The 20,589-nt window shown below is 66.1% G+C and carries 19 protein-coding genes; 4 read left to right on the top strand and 15 right to left on the bottom strand.

From position 1 onward, the window contains the following. Positions 1-252 precede the first annotated feature (252 nt). Positions 253-2,196 carry an asparagine synthase (glutamine-hydrolyzing) gene (asnB, locus tag AB0L58_RS24455; RefSeq protein WP_364389939.1) on the bottom strand — a complete coding sequence of 648 codons (1,944 nt, stop codon included), beginning with the start codon at positions 2,194-2,196 and terminating at the stop codon, positions 253-255. A gap of 601 nt (positions 2,197-2,797) precedes the next feature. Between asnB and AB0L58_RS24450 the strand changes: the two genes are divergently transcribed. Further along, entirely contained in the window at positions 2,798-3,784 is a 987-nt protein-coding gene (locus tag AB0L58_RS24450) for a cytochrome c oxidase subunit II (protein ID WP_364390154.1), read from the top strand. 13 nt (positions 3,785-3,797) lie between these two features. Continuing rightward, positions 3,798-4,214, top strand: a complete 417-nt coding sequence (locus tag AB0L58_RS24445; RefSeq protein ID WP_364389938.1) for a cytochrome c oxidase subunit 4 — start codon at positions 3,798-3,800, stop codon at positions 4,212-4,214. A 101-nt stretch (positions 4,215-4,315) separates the two neighbouring features. On the opposite strand, the gene AB0L58_RS24440 is transcribed toward AB0L58_RS24445, so the two are convergent. From AB0L58_RS24440 to AB0L58_RS24415, 6 genes are all read right to left on the bottom strand, one after another. After that, positions 4,316-5,152: an SDR family NAD(P)-dependent oxidoreductase gene (locus AB0L58_RS24440; protein ID WP_364389937.1), complete on the bottom strand. Its 837-nt coding sequence runs from the start codon at positions 5,150-5,152 to the stop codon at positions 4,316-4,318. A gap of 148 nt (positions 5,153-5,300) precedes the next feature. Next, the gene (locus AB0L58_RS24435) at positions 5,301-6,578 is read right to left on the bottom strand and encodes an FAD-binding oxidoreductase (RefSeq protein ID WP_364389936.1); all 1,278 of its coding nucleotides are present in this window, start codon (positions 6,576-6,578) and stop codon (positions 5,301-5,303) included. 52 nt (positions 6,579-6,630) lie between these two features. Next, the gene (locus AB0L58_RS24430) at positions 6,631-8,190 is read right to left on the bottom strand and encodes an alkaline phosphatase D family protein (protein ID WP_364389935.1); all 1,560 of its coding nucleotides are present in this window, start codon (positions 8,188-8,190) and stop codon (positions 6,631-6,633) included. A gap of 159 nt (positions 8,191-8,349) precedes the next feature. Beyond that, entirely contained in the window at positions 8,350-8,577 is a 228-nt protein-coding gene (locus AB0L58_RS24425; protein ID WP_364389934.1) for a hypothetical protein, read from the bottom strand. Continuing rightward, positions 8,574-10,196: a cytochrome bc complex cytochrome b subunit gene (locus tag AB0L58_RS24420; RefSeq protein ID WP_364390153.1), complete on the bottom strand. Its 1,623-nt coding sequence runs from the start codon at positions 10,194-10,196 to the stop codon at positions 8,574-8,576. Before AB0L58_RS24420 ends, AB0L58_RS24425 begins: the two co-directional genes overlap by 4 nt. A 218-nt stretch (positions 10,197-10,414) precedes the next feature. Then, positions 10,415-11,290 carry a hypothetical protein gene (locus AB0L58_RS24415; protein WP_364389932.1) on the bottom strand — a complete coding sequence of 292 codons (876 nt, stop codon included), beginning with the start codon at positions 11,288-11,290 and terminating at the stop codon, positions 10,415-10,417. 233 nt (positions 11,291-11,523) lie between these two features. On the opposite strand from AB0L58_RS24415, the gene AB0L58_RS24410 reads away from it, so the two are divergent. Both AB0L58_RS24410 and AB0L58_RS24405 read left to right on the top strand, forming a co-directional pair. Beyond that, complete coding sequence (locus AB0L58_RS24410) at positions 11,524-12,840, top strand: prenyltransferase/squalene oxidase repeat-containing protein (RefSeq protein ID WP_364389930.1); 1,317 nt, start codon at positions 11,524-11,526, stop codon at positions 12,838-12,840. Next, positions 12,837-13,769, top strand: a complete 933-nt coding sequence (locus AB0L58_RS24405; RefSeq protein ID WP_364389929.1) for a DMT family transporter — start codon at positions 12,837-12,839, stop codon at positions 13,767-13,769. The genes AB0L58_RS24410 and AB0L58_RS24405 overlap by 4 nt, the downstream gene beginning before the upstream one ends. Here the strand turns inward: AB0L58_RS24405 and AB0L58_RS24400 are convergent. The 8 genes from AB0L58_RS24400 to AB0L58_RS24365 form a co-directional block, all read right to left on the bottom strand. Beyond that, positions 13,654-14,343, bottom strand: a complete 690-nt coding sequence (locus AB0L58_RS24400; protein ID WP_364389927.1) for a phosphoribosylanthranilate isomerase — start codon at positions 14,341-14,343, stop codon at positions 13,654-13,656. The two genes, AB0L58_RS24405 and AB0L58_RS24400, sit on opposite strands and share 116 nt — an antisense overlap. 109 nt (positions 14,344-14,452) lie before the next feature. Beyond that, positions 14,453-15,178 (bottom strand): lysophospholipid acyltransferase family protein, encoded by a 726-nt coding sequence (locus AB0L58_RS24395; RefSeq protein ID WP_364389926.1) that lies wholly within the window; start codon positions 15,176-15,178, stop codon positions 14,453-14,455. Between the two features lie 213 nt (positions 15,179-15,391). Next, positions 15,392-16,405, bottom strand: a complete 1,014-nt coding sequence (locus AB0L58_RS24390; RefSeq protein WP_364389925.1) for an ROK family protein — start codon at positions 16,403-16,405, stop codon at positions 15,392-15,394. Beyond that, a complete protein-coding gene (locus AB0L58_RS24385; protein WP_364389924.1) occupies positions 16,402-16,866 on the bottom strand; it encodes a hypothetical protein in 465 nt (154 codons plus the stop codon). Before AB0L58_RS24385 ends, AB0L58_RS24390 begins: the two co-directional genes overlap by 4 nt. Then, on the bottom strand, positions 16,863-18,131 hold the full coding sequence (locus tag AB0L58_RS24380; RefSeq protein WP_364389922.1) for an ArsA family ATPase: 1,269 nt from the start codon (positions 18,129-18,131) through the stop codon (positions 16,863-16,865). Before AB0L58_RS24380 ends, AB0L58_RS24385 begins: the two co-directional genes overlap by 4 nt. 23 nt (positions 18,132-18,154) lie before the next feature. Next, on the bottom strand, positions 18,155-18,592 hold the full coding sequence (locus tag AB0L58_RS24375; protein WP_364389921.1) for an SRPBCC family protein: 438 nt from the start codon (positions 18,590-18,592) through the stop codon (positions 18,155-18,157). Between the two features lie 63 nt (positions 18,593-18,655). Beyond that, a complete protein-coding gene (locus AB0L58_RS24370; RefSeq protein ID WP_364389920.1) occupies positions 18,656-19,045 on the bottom strand; it encodes a polyketide cyclase / dehydrase and lipid transport in 390 nt (129 codons plus the stop codon). Between the two features lie 273 nt (positions 19,046-19,318). Then, the gene (locus tag AB0L58_RS24365) at positions 19,319-20,446 is read right to left on the bottom strand and encodes a glycosyltransferase family 4 protein (RefSeq protein WP_364389919.1); all 1,128 of its coding nucleotides are present in this window, start codon (positions 20,444-20,446) and stop codon (positions 19,319-19,321) included. Positions 20,447-20,589: the final 143 nt, after the last annotated feature.

The raw sequence follows: 20,589 nt of genomic DNA, 5'->3' as shown, positions 1-20,589 counted from the left end.
CACAGTCGTGCCGCGCTGAGACGGCGTTGCCGTTGCCCGCGAATCGGTGCGGGACGTGCGAAAAGGTGCGCGCGCAGTGGTGGCGCGCTGAGACGACGTTGCCGCGTCAGTGTGGTTCCTGTGTAGCGCACGTTTTGTTACGCCGCGCACGAATTCGGTGCGCGGCGTGCGAAAAGGTGTGCGGCCCAGTCGCGCCGAGGCGACGTTGCCGCGTCACGTGCTGGGCAACACAATGTGCGCGGCTGTGGGTGACTACAGCGAAACGGGGTAGACCGGCTCCTGGATGTCGGGGGTGATGCGCTTTTCGACGAAGATGCCGTGCCACACCATGAAGACCAGCAGGGTCCACAGGCGGCGGCTGTGGTCGCCGCGGCCCGCGCGGTGGTCTTCGAGCATGCCCTTGATCGCGCCCTTGTCCAGCAGGTGATCGGTCTGCGATTCGGCGATCTGCAGGTGCGCCCAGTCGTACAGTTCGGTACCGCGCAACCAATGCCGCAGCGGAACCGGGAAACCCAGTTTCGCCCGGTGCAGCACATGCGGCGGCACGATGCCCTCCAGCGCCTGGCGCAGTGCGTATTTCGTGGTCTCCTTGGTGATCTTCTGCTCGAAGGGCAGCTGCTCGGCGACCTTCAGCACCTCGGAGTCCAGGAAGGGTACGCGCAGCTCGAGCGAATTCGCCATGGTCATCTTGTCGGCCTTGACCAGGATGTCGCCACGCAGCCAGGTGTAGAGATCCAGATGCTGCATGCGCGCCACCGGATCCCAGCCGCGCGACTGCGCGTAGATCGGCGCGGTGACGTCCTGATGAGTCCACTCCGGCCGGAATTCCCGCAGCACTGCCCGCAACTGCGCGTCGCTGAAGCTGCGTGCGTTGCCGTAGTAGCGCTCCTCGAGGGGAAGTGAGCCGCGGTGCAGCAGACTCTTGCCGCGGGTGCCGTCCGGAATCCGCTCCGACAGCCTGCCCGCCAGCTTGCGTATCCCGCGCGGCAGATATTCGAAGGGCTCGAGCGACAACGGTTCCCGGTAGATCGTGTAGCCGCCGAACAGCTCGTCGGCACCCTCACCGGAGAGCACCACCTTGACGTGCTTGCGCGCCTCCTTGGCGACGAAATACAGCGGGACAAGCGCCGGGTCGGCCACGGGATCGTCGAGGTACCAGACGATTTCCGGAATCGCGGCCGCGAATTCGGCGGGGGAGACCACCTTCACGATATGCCGCGCGCCGATCGCCTCCGCGCTCTCGGCGGCCACATCGACCTCGGAATAGCCCTCGCGTTCGAAGCCGGTGGTGAAGGTGATCAGCTTCGGGTTGTGCCGCATGGCCAGCGCCGCGACCGCGGTGGAGTCGATGCCGCCGGACAGGAACGAACCGACCGTCACATCCGCGCGCATATGCTTGGCGACCGAGTCCTCCAGGGCCTCGGCGATATCGCGATAGCGGGCCGCCGCCGATCCCGGTGCGAAGGCCCGCACCTTGAATTGCGGGTCGAAATAGCGGGTGATCCGCGGCGCCTCGCCCGCTCGCACGGTCGCGTAGTGTCCGGATTCCAGGCGACGGATGTCCTTGTGCAGGGTCTCCGGCTCCGGCACGTACTGCAGCACCGTGTAGTGCTCCAGCGCCCGCGGATCCAGCGCGTCGGACAGCCCGAGTGCGGGCAGCAGCTCCAGCAGGCTCTTCTTCTCGCTGCCGAACGCCGTACCGCCGGGGCCTGTCGCCAGGAACAGCGGCTTGATCCCGAACGGATCGCGCGCGAGGAACAGCTCCTGGGCTTCGGTATCCCAGATCGCGAAGGCGAACATGCCGCGCAGCTTGCGCACCGCCTCCGGACCCCAGTAGTGGAAGGCCGCGACGATCGCCTCGCTATCGCCCTCGGTCTCGAAGATCTTGCCGTTCGGGTATTCCTCGGCGTGCGCCTTCGCGAGCTCCTCGCGGATCTCGATGTAGTTGTAGATCTCACCGTTGAAGGTCAGCGCGTAGCGCTCCCGGTTCTCCGCCGGACCCCAGCGCAGCGGCTGGTGCGAATGCTCGATATCGATGATCGACAGGCGGTTGAAGCCGTAGATCACATGATCGTCGTGCCAGGTGCCGCGCTCGTCCGGGCCGCGATGGCGCACGCAGTGCAGGGCGTCGTACACCCGCTCTACGACATCGTCGGTTGCCGCATCAGATGTCAGAAATCCGAGCAGTCCACACACGGCGTCGGCAACCTCGTTTCCTACTTGGTACGGGCACTGGCCCGATTCACTGGGTGGCTGCGCCCGATAGGTGGGCGCACAGGGCGAAATCTCGTGTCCGAGTATGCCGCACGGGGCGGATTCGCGTGTCGCGCACACCGGACAGATGGGCACCGAAATGTTGTGTCCGCCTGCATCGCACCTGTCCGATTCGGTCGCGGCGCCGGCGTTGTACTGCGACGATGTCCGGGTGACCGGATCAACCCCCGCATCGGCGGAGTGTCGAATCCGACCCGACGTCAAACGGGGTGCCGGTTTGGTCTACGCTGCGTAGTACTCAGGACATTCTCAGTCGGATCGCGCGCGAAGCAAGCGACCGACGGAATGCCCTGAAACGTGCTTAGGACGTACCGCCGGGCGATCGCAACCCGAGCGGTGCACTGTCGGAATGTGTGGCGACCAGGAAGGCGTGAGCGTGGCGCACAAGGCGAGCGACGAGAGCGGGGCACGCCCCGTGAAGGCTCGGCGGTATTTACCCACCCCGCCGACTTCGTCGGCCAACCATCCCCCCAGCCGCATTCTTCGGCGGGCCGGGCTGGCGGTGTCCCTGGGGATCACCGCGATGCTCGTCTCGGGCTGCTCGATCGACAATGTTTGGCTGCGATTCGGCTGGCCCTCGGGCATTACGCCGCAGGCTACCCGGATGCGGGAACTGTGGACCTGGTCGGTCATCGCGGCATTGGCAATGGGTGTGCTGGTGTGGGGTCTGACCTTCTGGACCGTCACCTTCCACCGCAAGAAGAAGGACTCCCCGGAGTTCCCGCGTCAGACCGGTTACAACGTGCCGCTGGAGCTGACCTACACGGCCGTGCCGTTCGTCATCATCGCGGTGCTGTTCTACTTCACCGTGGTCGTGCAGAACTACGTGCACGAGAAGATCGATAATCCGGACGTGACCGTCGACGTGACCGCCTTCCAGTGGAACTGGAAATTCGGCTACCGCGATGTCGACTTCAAGGACGGCTACCGCTTCGACGGCATCGATAAGGCCCGCGAGGACGCCAACCAGGAACAGCTCGAGGAGTACAAGGAGCGGACCAAGGACGGTCACCCGCAGCCGGGCCCGGTGCACGGCAAGCCGGAGAACGACATCCTGTCCTACCTGCACTACGACAAGGTCGAGACCGTCGGCTCCAGCAGCGAGATTCCGGTGCTCGTGTTGCCGACCAACAAGGTCATCGAATTCCAACTGGCCGCCGCCGATGTGGTGCACGCCTTCTGGGTGCCGGAGTTCCTGTTCAAGCGCGACGTGATGCCGAATCCGAAGGAAAACCACTCGGACAACGTCTTCCAGATCACCAAGATCGAGAAGGAAGGCGCGTTCGTCGGCCGCTGCGCCGAGATGTGCGGCACCTTCCACTCGATGATGAACTTCGAGGTCCGTGCGGTATCGCCGGAGAAGTTCACCAAGTACATCGATGCGCGCAAGGCGGGTAAGACCAACGCCGAGGCGCTCGAGTCCATCGGTGAATCCCCGGTCGCGACCTCCACCCAGCCGTTCAACACCAAGCGCGACACCAAGAGCGCGTCCGCGGTAGAGAGCAAGTGAGGACTGATCTGATATGAAGATCGAAGCGCGGATTTTCGAACTGCTGACGGTGTTCTTCATCATCGTGGCGGTCATCTACGGCTACTTCACCGGCCAGTCGCGGACCGGTGTCGAGTGGGCGGGCACCACCGCGACGGTGCTGACCGCTGGTCTTTCGCTCATCATCGGCACCTACTTCCGTTTTGTCGCGCGTCGCCTCGACCTGCGCCCGGAGGACTACGAGGATGCCGAGATCGTGGACGGCGCGGGCGATCTGGGCTTCTTCTCGCCCGGCAGCTTCTGGCCCATCACCCTGGCCGGCGCGGGCTCCATCACCGCACTCGGCCTGGCGTTCTTCCAGTTCTGGCTGATCGGCATCGGTGTGGTCTGCATCCTCGGCGCGGCCGCCGGTCTGGTCTTCGAGTACTACCTCGGCCCCGAAAAGCACTGAGCGAACAGCTCTTTCCGAAGCGCCCCACCGGAATCCGGTGGGGCGCTTCGGTGTTTCAGGGGATCAGCCGGGGAGATCGAGGAGACCAGTGTGCGAGCAGCTCACCCAGACATCTCTACCCGGGCGAAGCGGGAGAGGATGCGGTTGGTGGAGCGCGGTGCGACGCATGCCAGTCCGCGCAGGGTGCGTGCGAAGCGAGGTTCGAGGCGGGCCGGACGAGTGCGGATGGCCGTTTCGATCAGGCGGGCGGCATCGGTCGGTTCCAGCGCGGGCTCGGTGACGTAGTGCGCGATGGCGCCGGTATCCGGTTGGACGGCCGGATAGTGGACGGCGGTCACCTGGATGCCGCGCGGTGCGAGTTCCGCGTCCACGCATTGACCGAAGGTGGTCCAAGCGGCCTGGGAGCTGGCGTAGGAGGCGAAATTCGGAGTGGCGCCGGTCTTCAGGCTCCACGGGCCGACATTGATCACCTGGCCGGAGCCGGATTCCAGCATGGCGGGCAGCAGGCCGAGCGTCAGGCGCAGTGGACCGAAGTAGTTGGTCGCCATCATGCGCTGGTAGTCCCGGAAGCGGTCCAAGGATTGCGAAACGGGTCGGCGCAGCGGGCGACCCGCATTGTTGATCAGCACATCGACGCGGCCTAAATCGCTGAGCACCCAGTCGACGAGCTGATCGACGTCACCGAGTGCGGAGATATCGCAGCGGAACCAATTCGCCGCACCGCCCGCATCGACGATCTGATTACAGGTCGCGACGAGTTGATCTCCGCGCCGGGCGACCAGCAGGACCTGCGCGCCTTGCTCGGCCAGCAGGGTGGCGGTGGCGCGACCGATTTCGGAACACGCATCCGTCACGAGAATCCGCAGACCGTCGAGCGATTCGGGCCGCTGACGCCGACGATCCGGCAAACGGGTTGGAGCAGTGCGGAATTCGAGCATCAGAGCAACCTTCACCGTAGATGGGCTGAACCAACGCATCGACACCCCGCCGACAGTGCCGAAGTCGACCGCGGCCGCCAACAGATTGCCGAACCACCGGAGGGGCGGCGAAGCTATTTGCTGGCGACTATATGCGGCGCGACCCAGTCTAATCCGCGGAGTCGTACCGCAGGGCGTGTTCGGATGCGCAGATCTCATCGATTCCGGTAACGATGTCGCGCAACAGTTCTGAGGGCAGCGCCGAGGGCCGCAAACGGCAGGTGAAGGTGATCAGTCCGTGGTCCTCGACCGCGAGTCCGCGTGCTTGTGCCTCCTCGCGCAGGTATTTCGAGCGCACGCCGTAGGTCATCGCGGAGATAACGGTGAAGCATCCGGTCCGCTCACGGTGCCCAGCAAACAAATCGTGCAGTCTGTAGAAAACCGAGCTATAGGTCGACAGCGGCGCGAAAATCGCGACCCGGTAGGCGGGTCCGCGTTCCGAGGAGCTGATGACCGTATCGGCCAAATACTCCGCATCGCGCAGCGTCAGCACCTTCGGGGCGAACATGAGCGCGCCGGCCGCGGCATTGCGCACCGGTGCGCCCGCGCGGCCGCCCGCGGCGGAGGCGATGACGCCCAGCGACTTCCTGGTCTTGCTGCCGACCTCACGGCGCGCACGCAGCGAGCGGGTGGGCGTGGTGGGGTAGAGACTCGACCACTGACCGAACCGCACGGTGCCCAACTGCACATGGCCGGTGCCGACCGGCCGCGACACCTTCAGCGGCGCGGTATCGACCCAACGACCGACCTGCAGTGTGACATTGCCCGGCCGGGCGATTTCGGCGTAAGCGTGTTCGACGAAGGAGTCGAAATCGAGGAAGCGGTCGGCATCGGTGGTGAGCCAGGTGTGGTCCTTATCGATATCGACCACATCGAGGGTGAGCGCGGTGATGATGCCCGCTCGCCCGCCCGCGCCGAGGATCCGGTGGAAGCGCTCGGTGTGGTGGTTGCGTCCGCACGTGCCGATGCGTCCGTCCGGATCGACGTACTCCAGGTCCACGATCTGATCGATGAACATGCCGTACTTGTGCGATGCCGTACTGACACCACCGACCGATGCGAAACCGCCCGCGGTGATATCGCGGTGGTCGCCGATGATCGGCAGACCGAGCCCGTGCGCGCCGAGGCGCCGATCGATATCGGAGAGTTTGGCGCCCGCCTGCACGCGCACGGTGCGCCTGCCGAGGTTGATATCGAGCACCGCATTCATCTTTCGCAGGGAGAGCACCGTACGCGGATCCGGCAACGACAGACCGTCGTCGATCGGTTCGCCGCCACGCACCGTGAGGTTCTCCGCGCGCCCGCGTGAATTCCGCACCGTGCGAACGACATCCGCGGTATCACGAGGTAGATATTCTTCGGCGGCGACAGTGTGCGGCGTGCTCATGGACCGAAAGCTAACCACAGCGCGGCCTCCGATGCTCGTTCGATCTTGTCGGTTACCGGACCGGCGCCGCGATCCGCTGGCTGAACAGGACGGATCCGGTCGCATCGCACAGGTTGACCGTCAGTTCCCTTGACTTGCCATCGATCAGCACCTCACCGAAATGTTGGAAGCTGTCCAGCGGTGAGGCGTTCTGAACGGCCGGTGCGTGCACGAAGACCGCCTCCGGACCGAAGGTGGCGTCGAGTGGATTCGGACCGAACGCACCGGCATTCAGCGGTCCGGATACGAACTCCCAGAACTCGTCGAAGTCGGTGAAGGCGGCGCGTTCGGGCGAATAGTGGTGGGCCGCGGTGTAGTGCACATCGGCGGTCAGCCAGACCACGCCGCCCACCTTGTTCGCTTTGATCGCCGAGAGCACTTGCGCGATTTCGGTTTCCCGGCCGGAGGGGGCGCCGTTGTCGCCATTGGCGGGGCCCTCGTAGGCCGTCACCTTCTGTTCACCGTCCTTGACGACAAGGCCGAGCGGTAGGTCATTGGCGACGATCTTCCAGGTGGCCTTGGAGTCGCGCAGCCCCTCGATGAGCCACTTCGTCTGTTCCGGACCGAAAATGCGACCGCTGGGTCCGTTGTCGATGTCGTTGGTGTCCTTATAGGTCCGCATATCCAGGACGAAGATGTCCAGCAGCGGACCGTAGGCGATCTTGCGGTAGAGCCGGCCGTCGACCGCCTCCCTGGGCTCCAATGGCATCCACTCGTGGAAGGCCTGCCAGGAACGCGTCGCGAGGGTGTCCATGCTGCGCTCGCTATAACCTTTGGTCTCGGCGACCAGGCCGCCGTGGTACCAGTTGTTGACGGTTTCGTGGTCGTCCCACTGGACCACCTGGGCGACCGAGGTGTTGAAGCGGCGGTAGTTCTGGTCGGTCAGGTTGTAGGCGTAGTTGCCACGGAACTGGTCCAGGGTCTGCGCGACAGCGCTTTTCGCCTCGGAGACGGTATTGCGCCAGATCCGGCCGTCGGGCAGCGTCACCGATTCCTGCAGCGGAACGTCGGCGTAGATCGAGTCACCCGAGTGGATGAACAGATGCGGGTCGCGCGCGGCCATGGCGGAGAAGATCTTCATACCGCCGAGTTCGGGGTTGATGCCGTAGCCCTGGCCGACCACATCGCCGGACCACTGCAGTTCGATATCGGACGTGCCGGTGGGCACGGTGCGGAAAACCCCGGTGATCGGTTCGGAGGTGGCGCCGTCCTCGCCTTCGAGGGTGACCCGGTAGTGCACCTGCTGGCCCGCGGGCAGCCCGTTGACGCGCACGCGTCCGGTGCCGTCGGAATCCGGGGTGAGCAGTGGGCCGGTGAACCGTTTGGCATCGGCGAAGGATTCGGTGGCGGCGGTCTCCACGATCAGCTTCGCGGGCCGATCGGAGCGCGCCCAGATCAGTGCGCCGTCGGTGCGCGGATCGCCCACCGCGACACCGTGGGTGAGATTCGGGCGCGGACGGACCAATGCGGGCCCGTCGTTCGAGCAGGCGGCGAGTGCGGGGACCGCGACGAGACCGAGGGCGGAGGTGCGCAGCACGGTGCGCCGGGAGATGCCGAAGTCCGTACCAGTCATTGGCCCACCTTGGCGCAACGAGTCCAACACCATGTGAACTCCCATCGTCGGTCCGGCCAACAGGCGCCGGGTATCAGCTGCGGGTGTGATCATTCCGGGATCGACCCGGACCTCGGATGGCCGAAGGCTCGAACCGGGATGGTTCGGGCCGTGCGGTACTCAGCGGGTGTTGTCGCAGAGGATTTCGAATGCGCGGACCGCATCCTCCGGGAAGACCAATACGCGATGGCGGGTGGGGTGGGCCGGGCCGATGGTGGCGCGGATCCCGTTATCGCGCAGCAGGTCGCGGACCGTGCGGGCGGCGGTTTCGGTGGCCACCGTCGCGGCCGCGACGAGCAGGCCGTAGTCCTCGGTAGCCGGCTCATGCGCGCGCGTGAGCCACATCATGGGGTGTGCCTTTCGCCGTCGGAGATTCGGTCCTGGTACTTCTGTAGCACGGCGAGCTGTTTGCGTTCCTCGGCATGCTCGATCTCGAAGTATCGCTCTGATTCCGCAACGGGATCCGGCCGCAGGAAGCTGCCGGTGCCCGGTTTGCCCGCCGAACCGAGTTTGTTCATCTTCTTCGGGATCGCCGCGCCCTGGTAGGCCAGTGGCACCGGATGGCCGTGCTCGTCGACCGGTCCCAGTGATTGATGCACCTCGATGTACTCACCGTGCGGCAGTCGCTTGATTATGCCGGTTTCGATGCCGTGCTCCAGCACTGCCCGGTCGCTGCGCTGCAGACCTATGCAGAACCGGTAGGTGATGAAGTACGCGATCGGCGGTGCGATCAACAGCCCGATGCGGCCCATCCAGGTGGTGGCATTGAGCGAGATGTCGAACTTCAACGCGATGATGTCATTGACGCAGCTGAGCGTCAGCACCACGTAGAAGGTGATCGCCATCGCGCCGATTCCGCTGCGCACCGGCACGTCTCGCGGCCGCTGCAACAGATTGTGCGCCGCGTAATCCTTGGTGAGCCGCTTCTCGATCCACGGGTAGGCGGGCAAGATCACCAGGACAATACCCATCACCACGGCCACCCAGAATGCCGCCGGGATGGTGTAGTTGCCGAGGTATATCTCCCACGGCGGCATGAGCCGGGTCAGGCCATCGGTCCACATCATGTAGAAGTCCGGCTGCGAGCCCGCCGATACCTGCGCCGGGTTGTAGGGCCCGAGCTCCCAGATCGGATTGATCTGGAATACACCGCCCATGACCGCCACCGTGGCGAGGGTGAACATGAAGAACGCACCCTGGTCCGCGGCGAATACCGGCACAATGCGCGCACCGATGACATTGCGCTCGGTGCGACCCGGTCCCGGGAATTGCGTGTGCTTCTGATACCAGACCAACGCGATATGCGCGGCGATCAGCGCGAGCATGATGCCGGGGAACAGCAGCACATGCGTGATGAACAGCCGAGGAATCAGCACCTCGCCCGGGAATTCGCCGCCGAAAAGGGCGAAGTGGATCCAGGTTCCGACGATCGGGATGCTCATTGTGATGCCGCCCAGCGGTGCCCGCAGGCCGGTGCCCGACAGCAGATCGTCGGGCAGGCTGTAGCCGAAGTAGCCCTCGAACATCGCCAGTATCAACAGTGCCGAGCCGATCACCCAGTTCGCCTCGCGCGGTTTGCGGAATGCGCCGGTGAAGAAGATCCGCAGGCAGTGCACGATGATGGCGGCCAGGAACATCAGTGCCGCCCAATGGTGTACCTGCCGGACGAACAGGCCGCCGCGCACCTCGAACGAAATATCGAGGGAGCTGGCATAGGCCGCCGACATATGCACACCGCGCAGCGGTTGGTACGCACCGTCGTAGACCACTTCGGTCATCGATGGATCGAAGTACAGCGTCAGGTAGATGCCCGAGATCAGCAGAATGATGAAGCTGTACAACGCGATCTCGCCGAGCAGGAAGGCCCAGTGCGTCGGAAAGACCTTATTGATCGAACGTTTCACGAAGGCCGCGGCGCGGTACCGCTCGTCCGCGGCGTCGGCATGGTGCGCCGCCTTGGAGCTCATCGCGCGACCGGCGTCCGAGCCCGGTGGTGCCATCTCGTAACGAATGAACTGCACAGGCATTGTCATCTCCTTCTCGATCGGTAGCCGGCTACGCATAAGACGGTTGCGCGGTCCGAAACGTGACGGCCTGGATGCGAGAGGTGCTGGTGAGTGCGGGTTATGAGGCGAATGCCCTGATCGAGCCCTGATGGGTGGCCCTGCCTGTGACGGAGATCTCGTCAGGGCTCGGGGAGTTCGTTCAACGCGGCGAGGAAGTCGTCCGATGGATAGATGCGCAGCGCGTCACCGGTGTGCTGGGTGGCGGCGGCCAACTCGATGGTGCCACCGTGCCACCAGTAGACATCCTGGCTGACGGGCCACGGACGCTGTGTGTAATCGAGCACCGCGACCTGGGCCAGCACCGTGGTCGCGGGGACGACTTCGAGATCGGCCACCGGATGCGCGTAGATATGCCGTTGGGATGGCACCACGAATACCGCACCCGCCGGTCCGATCACGGGGTATTGGTCGAGCCAGCACGCGTGTGCGGTGATGTAGTCGGAGATACCGGACAGCATGGTGATTTCGACACCTTCGGCATTCGGTGTATCGATCCGATGGGTGACAGCCTCCAGTGGACCGTCGCCGCGGGTGTTCTGCTCGGCGAGGGCGAACAGGTCGTATTCGTCGATCGGCCATTGCCGCGACATCGGATAGGTGACCGGCGCCATGGTGTGTACCTGATCGATCAGCACCCGCTGGATCAGGCCCGGTGCGACCTGGCGACACACCACATCCGGTGCGCCGCCGTGCCCCGAGTAGAGCCGGGTCCTGATGAGCCCCTGCATCATCGCGAAGTCGTCGGTGTCGAGCGGATCGCTGTCGACCTCCAGATCGACCAGCCCGGTACTCAAATAGTCGGCCACCAATGCCGGCCACTGATCCGGCGGCTCATCCGCGGCCATTCGCCGCAAATTCGTCAGCCCGACCATCACATCCCCTGCGGGCCCGGACAACATCACGTCGTCGGCCGCCGCCACCCGACACGAATACCCCAATTGATGCGCCGCCGCCACAGCGAGAGACAACAACAGATCCGGCGCTACCTCCGACACCGTGACTCCCTCGCTCGTCTTGCGGTGCACCAGCTTTCACCCCAGCACCCCGCATTTGCCGCACCCGCAACCCTTACCCCGTGATTGTGCCTCTCCGGCGCGCCACGCACCCGGGTGTTGGGTGAGTTCGCCCACCCGAGAGCGGCCACGGGCACGCAGCCGGCCCGGTAGGGTAATCGGAATTCCGGCACGACAGGTCTTGTCGCGTCGGGGCGATGCGACGGAGGGGAACCGTGTCGGATCTGGATGACCGGGTAGAGCTCGCGGTGGAATGGTTGCGCCGGAATCAGTTGGCGGATGGGCTCGGCGGTGCCGGTTGGGGATGGGTCTCTGATGTGCCGCCGAATCCGCAGAACACCGCGGAGGTCGTGTGCGCCCTGACCGAGGCGGGCCGGGAAGTGCCACGGGCCGACGAGGTTTCGGCGTTGGTGCGCCGCTCGGTCGTGGCCAGGGAGAGCGGCGAGTGGGCGTTTCAATCGCCCATCGATGTGTCCTGGCGGCTGCGCGCGCTGCAGGCGCTCGGCGTCGCGCCGACGGATCCGGATGTGGTCGACTCGATGCGAGCGCTGCTCTCCGAGCAGGATGCGGACAGTGGCGGCTGGCGCTTCTCCCGAGGGGCGGGCCCGATTTCGGTGACCGCCACGGCGAATTCGATTCGGGCGCTTGCCGGCATCGGGACCGAACACGAGGAGGCCGCGCAGGCACTGCTGCATGGCACCACATTTCTGGTGACGTCGATGCTGGACAACGACCCGCGCGTGCGGCCGGTATACGCCTGCGCCTATGTGGCTTTCGTGGTCGCACGACCGGAGATCGCCGCGCTCGGCGGCAAACGCCTCGATCGGGTGCGCGAACTCGCGGTCGGGCGATTGCTCGAAGGTCTGCGCCAGCGGGAGGAGCCCGTCGAGGAAGAGGCCTTCCGCCGCAATGAAGTCGCCGACACCTGGCGACATCTGAGCCTGCATCTGGCGGTCGGTGCCGTCGTCGTAGCGGATAGTCAGGCGATCTTCGATCCGGGTGTGCGGCAGGGCCTGGTCGATCTGCTCGACCTGCAGGAGACGGCGGCCCTGCATGCGCATCGCGGCGGATTCCGCACCTCGGCAGAGGGTTTCGTCACTTCGTATGCCACGGTGCAAGGATTGGAGGCGATGACATATGCGCGCGCGGCGGTCAACGAGCGGGTCAGCCCGGCACGGGTATTCGACATGATCTGTCGTGTCGATGGTGTGCACCACGGGGATGCGCAGCAGGTCATCGCCGTAGACGGCCGGGCGGTGATGATGAATAGTCACGCGGGTGCCCTGGTGCTCGCGGCCACCGGATCGGCGGGTCTGACCATCGCCGTGCTTGCGGTGGTGTTCGCCGATGAACTCGGGGTGGTCGGCAGCCGGACGCTGGTGGTGTGGGGGACCCTGTTCATCGCACTGGGCAGCTTCACCGGCGTGGCGACGCGGCTGCCTTCGGTCCCGAAGGTCCGGATCGCGGCGGCGGTATTCGCGGCCTTCACCGCGGTGGTGCTACCCGTGGTGACCTTCCTTTTGTCGTCGTGAAAACCGCCTATCGGTCGCTGGCCCTGCTGGTGGTTGCCACCAGCCTGTGGGGCGCGTCGAGCGCATGCATCGCTCACACTGCCGCAACGGGTTTCGCGGCGGGGGCGCCGGTGGCCGCGGGTGGTGCGGTATCGCTGCTGCTGTGTGCGGTTGCGGTCGGCGACAATCCGGTGCGGGCTTTTGTCTCTGGACCCGTTCTGTTCCTCCGATTGGGGGCGCTGGAGGTGGTGAACCTCGCGTTCTATGCCGCTGCTTTGCGGATCGGCCCGCTCCCGGTCGTCGTGGCGCTGCATCTGACCGCACCGGTGTTGATCATCGCGACCCATATCGCGCGCGGGATACGTGCACTGAATCTGATGGTGGTCGTCGAGTCGGTGCTCGTCGGGGCGGCCATCTGTCTGGTGGCCGGTCGTCCGCCCGCGGGCACGCCCGCCTGGCAGGCACTGCTGGCCTGTGTCCTGGCCGTGGCCAGTGCCGCCTGCGTCGCGTTGTTGATCACTCTGGTCGCGCGCGAATCCGCGGACCGTGCCACACTGTCCGCCGCCGGTCTGCAACTGCTGTGCGCCGGAGTTCTCGGGGCACCGCTGCTGGTGCTCAGGCAGCCATCGGCGGTAGCGGCAACTGAATTGGCGGTGATCGGTGCGGCGCTACTCGGCCCGGGATTCGCGTGCTACTGGTGGGCGTTGCGGCGATTGGATGCCACGACCGCGGGGATCGTCGGGCTCAACGAGGCCATCGTCGCCTCGATCATCGGCACCGCGGTCGCGGGTAGCCATGTCACCGCGGCAACACTGCTCGCCGGAGCCCTGGTGCTCATGGCCGTGGGACTCGAGGTGCGAACGACCCGGGCGTCCGGTGCGCCGCGGCCACGAACGCCGCACACGTATCGGGATGTTTATCCCCGGTGGCTGTCTCGACTCCGCTATTGACATCCACCGCGAACGGACGCACCCGCGTGATGGCATCGGCGACATTGTCGGGACCGAGCCCACCGGCGAGGATGACCGGGCAGCCCAGTTCGTGCAGCGCTGTCACGACGGCCGCGCTCACCGACCAGTCGTGGGTACGTCCGGTACCGCCCAAGCGGTCGGCGGTGCGCGAATCGAGCAGTACCGCATCGCAATCCGCGGCGGCCTGACGGGCCGCATCGACGGCCTCCGGTCCGGTGACGTGCACCGCCCTGATGATCTTCCGGCCACCTGCGGTCTTTCGGACCGCACGGACAGTATCGATCGTGACGAGCCCGTGGACCTGAATCGCGTCCACGCCGACGCGGTCGGCCAGGTCCACGATCGCGGCCGCGTCCTCCAGATGGGTGACCAGGACACGGGAGACGAAGGGCGGAGCCAGCCGCGACAGCGCCGCCGCGCGCTCGGCATCTAGGGCATCTTCACTGAAATGGGTGATCCCGGAGATGAATCCGATCGCGTCGGCACCGGCGGCCAGCGCGATCCGCAAATCGTCCTCGGACCTGATCCCGCAAATCTTTGCGCGCACCGTCACGACTCAACGATATCCGTGCGGTGGGCGCGGCGGTGCGCGCCGGGCGGTGTGACTACCGAAAACCGAACGAGCCCGGTGCGTTCGGCACCGGGCTCGTGGAGTTGAAGGTCTAGCTGGCGGCCGTCTCCGGAATGCGGGGGGCCTCGGGGACGGATCCGCTGGGGACGCCCTTTTTCAGGCTGGCGGCGTAGACGTCGACGTACTCTTGGCCGCCGAGCTGCATGAGGTCGTACATGACCTCATCGGTGACGGCGCGTTCGACGAAGCGGTTGCCGCCCATGCCTTCGTAGCGGGAGAAGTCGATGGGGGCGCCGAATTTGACGGTGACCTTGTGGCGGCGCCAGCGGAACGGGCCGGGCGGGCAGACTTCGAAGGTGCCGATGACGGCGACCGGGATGACCGGAACGCCGGTCTCGAGCGCGAGGCGGGCCAGGCCGGTCTTGCCCTTGTACAGGCGACCGTCAGGGGAGCGGGTGCCCTCCGGGTAGAGGCCGACGAGGTGACCCTTGTCGAGCAGCTTGCGCGCGGCATTCAGCGCGTCCTCGGCCGCGTCGGCGCCGCTGCGGTCGATCGGGTACTGGCCGGTGGCACTGAAGAAGAACTTCTGCAGCCGTCCCTTGAAGCCGGGGGTGGTGAAGTACTCGGCCTTGGCGAGATAGCTGATGCGACGCGGGCTCATCAGGGGAGCGAACAACCAGTCCGAGAAGGACAGGTGGTTCCCGGCCAGGATGGCCGGTCCGTCGGCGGGGATGTGTTCCACGCCTTCGACCGTCGGACGGTTGTAGAGGTGCATGAACGGTCCTGGGAACAGGTACTTCAGCATCCAGTAGAGCATGGCGTCCTAACCCCCGCGGCCGGGATCGTTTACGGGTACAACCGTCAGTTGCCGACTTTACCGCTGGGTACAGATCACATCCAAGCGGAGCGGCGTATCTCACCACATGTTCTCGAGTATTGATAATCGACCGCCCCGCGGCGTGAGCGACGGGCCCGGAGGCGGTAGCGGAGCGTGACCACGGAGGGTGACCCGGGGGCGCCGCAATCGAATTCAGTGGGTGGAACGAGCCACCCAGGACCGGCCGCGGCCGGTCTCGGCGAGGGTGGTCCTGGCGAGCTCCGCCGCACCGATCATCCCAGCTGCCTCACCGAGCTGCGTGGTCCGGATCCGGGCGAGCGGCCGATGCCCCGCGCCGGTGATCGCCCGCGCATACTCTTCGCGGGCCTCGTCCAGGAACAGCGGCGCCGAACTGCTTACGCCACCGGCGATCACGATCAGCCCGGGGTCGAAGATATCGCTGACGAATGCCAGCCCGAGCCCGAGCCAGCGGGCGAAATCGGCCATGACCGCCACCGCCAACGGGTCGCCGTCCTGGGCGGCCCCGGCCACCCGGCGTCCGGTCAGCGAACCGGGATCGCGCAGCACCTCGCGCGCCAGCACCGTCGAATGCACCGGATCGGTGGCCAGCATTTCGATCGCGGTGTCGACCAGAGCCGGTCCGCTGCAATACCGTTCCCAGCAGCCGCGCTTACCGCACGGACAGGACCGGCCCTGCGGCACCACCTGCAGATGGCCCAGCTCCGGTGCGACACCGTGGGTACCCCGATACAGTTCGCCATCGATGAGCAGGGCCGCGCCGATGCCGGTGCCGATCGCTACGAGCACCGAATTGTGCCCGCCCGCCGCCGCGCCGAATCGGTACTCTGCCCACATGGCGGCATTGGCGTCGTGCTCGAGGATCACCGGTAGTTCGAGACGGTCGGTGAGCCGCTGCGCGACCGGGGTGTCCTGCCAGGGTAGGTGCGGTGCGAAGCGCACCGTAGAGCGATCGGCATTGATGAATCCGGCTACCGCGAGCCCGACCGCGCCGATCGGATGTCGGCGGCACAGCTCTCGAACCGCACGATCCAGCGCGTTCTCCAGCGCCCTCGCCGAATGCGGGGTCGGCGCCACCACGGTGTCGAGCACCTCACCGTCACCATCTACTACCGATGCGCGAATATTGGTGCCGCCGACGTCGATACCGACGGTCAGCGGTCGCGCATCCGCTACTCGCGCCGTCATGCCTTGATCGTCACGGGGATGCCGATATAGCGGGATCGCTTGCGCCCGACCGGAGTCGACTGCTTTGTGCGGGTATCCGCTTCGGCGGGTGTGGATTCGGTGTCCGGTTCCTCGTCGTGCTGTGCGGCGGCAAACGAATGATCGTGCGGCACACCGTCTTCGGGCATCACCGGCTCAACAGGCACTCCGGCGAGCGCCTCGCGCAGCACCGTGACGATCGCGGTGCCGTGATCGGCTACCACCGCGAGCACATCGTGATGCTCACCGCGCATCAGCGCCGCGGCCGCACAGACCGGGCACCAACTGCAACTCGACCAGTCCGGCTGTCCGTCGGCAGCGCGCCGCAGCGTGGGTTCGACCCGCTCGAGCACTGCCTCGGCCAGCAGCTTCAATTCCGCGGCGAATTCGCCGAGGCCGTCACCGGGCTCGGCGGTGCCGGGCCAGTCGTTCGATTCGGTCATACCGGCCACGCTTCCGGGTCCGGGTGGAAACGCACGACCAGATAGCCGTTATCGAGTTCGGCGCCATCGACCGTGCACCGTCGCAATACCGGCGCCAGGCGCACCCGGCGTCGCACCCCGTCCGCTCCCACGATCAAATCGTCCTCCACTCGTCCCAGTCGCAGCGTCGCCGGATCGGCGACAGGCAGGTGCATCCGCAACGCGTACACCGAATGCAGGCCGGTGCCCGATTCCAATCGAACCACCGGCTCGCCGGAACTTGTGCGAACCTCCGCCGGATTGTCGCCCAGCGTGGACTCGGCATTCAACCGCTCACCCGGGTCCATCGCATGCGACAGCGTGGACAGGGACGTGAGTCCGACCGGTTCGGGCCCGGTGTGCTGGGCGATCAGCACCCGTGTCCCGTGCATACCCCGTTGTAGCCGGTTCACCACATCCAATTGTTCGGCGCGTCGGTTCAGATACCACTGCACTGCGGGATGGGAAGCCACCTCCAGTGCGGTCGGCGGGGGCACGGCGGGCAGCACCTTGTTTACCACGACTGCGTCCAACCGCAGACCGAGCAGCACCGCCGCCGAACGCACCCGCTCCGATTCGGCGATGGCGACCTGCTCGGCGACGGTGATCAGTCGCGCGCCGGTGCGGCCGTGATCGGCGAGTAGATCACGCACCTCGGTCACCGACCTGACGATCCGCTCCACCGTGGTGGCCAGTACCGCACGCCGCAAGTCGGTGCCGACCGCACTCATCGCCCGCGCATGCGGCGGCCAGATCCGCTCCACATATCCGAGCAGGGTTTCCGGTGCGGTGATGATGCGCAACATATCCGCCGAGGGTGGGCAATCCACCACGATCACATCCCAGTCGTCCTCGGCGGCGAACTGGGTGATCTCCACCAGCATCAACAGTTCCTGCACGCCGGGCAGTCCGGTCAGCTCCGCCGGATCCATTGCGGCCGGATCGATGCCGTGATCGTGGTCGGTTCCGGTCGCGAGCATCCGCACCACCTCGCGGAAGCGATCCTCCAGCAGCGCAAGGGAATCGACCTCGATCACATCGAGGCCCTGCAGCACGCTCGCGACCCCGGGCACGGTGCCGGGATCGTGCGAAAATCGGAAGCCGAGCGCGTCGCCGAGCGAATGGGCTTGATCGAGTGAGGCCACCAGCACCCGCTGCCCCGCACGGGCATAGGCCATGGCGGTAGCGCAGGCCAATGTCGTCTTGCCGACCCCGCCCTTACCGATGAACAGTTCGACCCGAGTCACGGCGGCCTCGGGCTTGCGCGCGATCAGCCTTCGACCCGTTTCTTCAGTTCCTTGAGCGCGGTATCGGTGATCACCTTCTCGGCCTTGCGCTTGAACATGCCGATCATCGGGATATTCAGGTCGACAGTCAGCTCGTAGGTCACCTCGGTGGTGCCGTCGGGCCGGTCGATGAGTTCGTAGGTGCCGTCCTGCGCCTTCTGCAGTTCGCCGTTGATCAGCGTCCAGCTGACCGATTTGTCGTCGGGCCGCCAGGTGTAGGACAGCACGTAGGTGTCCTTGACGACTCCGGCATCCAGGACGAAGCGCGCGGTTCGGGCCCGGCCGTCGGCGCTCTTCTCCAGCACCTCAACGGTTTTCGCCGCCGAGACCCACTCCGGGTAGGACTCCAGATCGGCGATGACGGACATCACCCGCTGCGACGGTGCGTCGATGATGATCGACCTCTGGGTCCTGTCGGCCATGGCGGACAACGATTCCTTTCAGCTGCGGTCTGTGCTCGTGTGCGTCAGCGGGGCTCGTGTGCGTCAGCGGGCGTTCGGGGCGGCGTGCGCCGGTACGACACCGGCGGCACGGCCCGCCTCCAGCCTGGCCTTGATCTCGAACGACATATTCTTGCCCGCGACCCGGCGCGCCCGATTGGCGGCGGCGAGATCCCGTGTCGGCGCCTTCGGTTCGGCGTGCAGGAAGTAATGCAGGATCACCCCGTCCAGTGCGGGCTCCAGCCATACTTCCATGGTTCCGGTCAGCGCACCGGTGACCGACCAGCGAATACCCTTGTCGGCCCGGTCTTCCCGGACGGCGAGGGTGAGATCGGGCCACCAGCGGCGCCAGTTGTTCTCCCCGGCCAGGATCTCGGCGACCGCGGCCCCGGGCGCGGCGACAAACGTCTGATCAGCGACCTGAATACTGCTCACGGCTGCGCCTCGCTGACGCTCGGCTCCGCCGTGCGCAGAGCGCGCTGGCACATGGTTCGCTCGCTTCGCTCGCTCACGACTGCGCCTCGCTGACGCTCGACTCCACCGTGCGCAGAGCGCGCTGGCACATGGTTCGCTCGCTCACGACTGCGCCTCGCTGACGCTCGACTCCACCGTGCGCAGAAGCGCGCTGTGCCTTTGGTTCATTCGCTGGCGCTCACTCACAGCCCGAGCGTAGTAGATCACAGTCCCGAACGGTGAGCCGCCGTCGCCTTATTGCAGCAGCTGACGCAGCCGAGCGCCCAGGCTGTCCCAGCGCCACTGTTCCTCGACCCACGCGCGTCCCGCCGCGCCCATCTCGGCGGCGGCATCGCGATCGGACAGGATGTCGACGATGGCGTCGGCGATCTCGGTGGTCTTGCGTCCGTCGACGACGCGACCGGTCTTGCCCTCCAGCACGGTTTCCGGCGCACCGCCCGAACGTCCGGCGACCACCGGCACTCCGGACGCCGAGGCCTCCAGATACACGATGCCAAGACCTTCGACATCGAGCCCGGCACCGCGGGTGCGGCTCGGCATGGCGAACACATCGGCCAGGGTGTGGTGGGCCGCCAGTTCGCTGGACGGGACCCGGCCGGTGAAGACCACGTCATCGGTGACGCCGAGGGCCGCCGCGAGCGCATGCAACTTTTCCTCGTACGGTCCGCCCCCCGCGACCACCAGCACCGCACCGGGAATCCGCGCTCGGATCTCGAGCATGGCGACAATCAACGCGTCCTGTCCCTTGCGTGGAACCAGTCGGGACAGACACAGAATGGTCGGCCGATCACCGAGGCCGTAGCGCTCGCGCAATTCCGCGCGCGCGGCCGGATCCGGCCGGAACGCCTCGGTATCGACACCCGGCGGCAGATATTCGAGTGCGGCATTCCGCCCGAACGCCGAGGCGAACCGGCCGCGGGTATACCGGCTGACATAGGTGACGACATCGGTGTGCTCGCCGATCACGCGCAGCGCCTGCCGCGCACCCGGCAGCATGGACCAGCCGACTTCGTGGCCGTGGGTGCTGGCCAGAATCCGGGTCGCGCCCGCGCGCCGCAGCATCGGCGACAGCAGTGCCAGTGGTGCTGCCGCACCGAACCAGACCGTGTCGCAGTTCTCGCTGCGCAGCAGGCGCGCCGCCCGCCGCAACACCAGCGGGGTCGGCAGCATCAGCGTGGTCGGGTGGCGCACCACCTGGAACTTCTGCTTGGCATCGAATTTCAGATGACTGTCGCCACGCCACCGCGGGGCATAAACGACCAGATCATCGGGCGGCAGCTCACCGGCCAGCGCCTGCAGATACGACTGGATACCGCCCGGCCGCGGCGGGAAATCATTGGTAACCAGCAGAGTTCGAGCCATGCGAACAAACTACTGTGTCTAATTTGCCGCGCCTGCGGCGCTGTGTCTTTGGCCGCGCCTTCGGCGCGGCGGGTTCGCGGCCCCCTGGTGTCTCGCGTCCGAGCCGTCGAGACTCGCGCCTTCGTCGCATGCGCTTCGACGGC

Origin of the sequence: Nocardia sp. NPDC052112, from assembly GCF_040680135.1 — a bacterium.
Lineage (GTDB): Bacteria > Actinomycetota > Actinomycetes > Mycobacteriales > Mycobacteriaceae > Nocardia.
Note: the sequence above shows the minus strand (reverse complement) of the source record. Positions and strands in the feature narration are given on the sequence as shown.

What these genes read in the sequence shown, in the direction of transcription:
- AB0L58_RS24450 (WP_364390154.1), top strand. Translation starts at nt 2,798, where the DNA reads ATGCTCGTCTCGGGCTGCTCGATCGACAATGTTTGGCTGCGATTCGGC.
- AB0L58_RS24445 (WP_364389938.1), top strand. Translation starts at nt 3,798, where the DNA reads ATGAAGATCGAAGCGCGGATTTTCGAACTGCTGACGGTGTTCTTCATC.
- AB0L58_RS24440 (WP_364389937.1), bottom strand. Translation starts at nt 5,152, where the DNA reads ATGCTCGAATTCCGCACTGCTCCAACCCGTTTGCCGGATCGTCGGCGT.
- AB0L58_RS24435 (WP_364389936.1), bottom strand. Translation starts at nt 6,578, where the DNA reads ATGAGCACGCCGCACACTGTCGCCGCCGAAGAATATCTACCTCGTGAT.
- AB0L58_RS24430 (WP_364389935.1), bottom strand. Translation starts at nt 8,190, where the DNA reads ATGACTGGTACGGACTTCGGCATCTCCCGGCGCACCGTGCTGCGCACC.
- AB0L58_RS24425 (WP_364389934.1), bottom strand. Translation starts at nt 8,577, where the DNA reads ATGATGTGGCTCACGCGCGCGCATGAGCCGGCTACCGAGGACTACGGC.
- AB0L58_RS24420 (WP_364390153.1), bottom strand. Translation starts at nt 10,196, where the DNA reads ATGAGCTCCAAGGCGGCGCACCATGCCGACGCCGCGGACGAGCGGTAC.
- AB0L58_RS24395 (WP_364389926.1), bottom strand. Translation starts at nt 15,178, where the DNA reads ATGCTCTACTGGATGCTGAAGTACCTGTTCCCAGGACCGTTCATGCAC.
- AB0L58_RS24390 (WP_364389925.1), bottom strand. Translation starts at nt 16,405, where the DNA reads ATGACGGCGCGAGTAGCGGATGCGCGACCGCTGACCGTCGGTATCGAC.
- AB0L58_RS24385 (WP_364389924.1), bottom strand. Translation starts at nt 16,866, where the DNA reads ATGACCGAATCGAACGACTGGCCCGGCACCGCCGAGCCCGGTGACGGC.
- AB0L58_RS24375 (WP_364389921.1), bottom strand. Translation starts at nt 18,592, where the DNA reads ATGGCCGACAGGACCCAGAGGTCGATCATCATCGACGCACCGTCGCAG.
- AB0L58_RS24365 (WP_364389919.1), bottom strand. Translation starts at nt 20,446, where the DNA reads ATGGCTCGAACTCTGCTGGTTACCAATGATTTCCCGCCGCGGCCGGGC.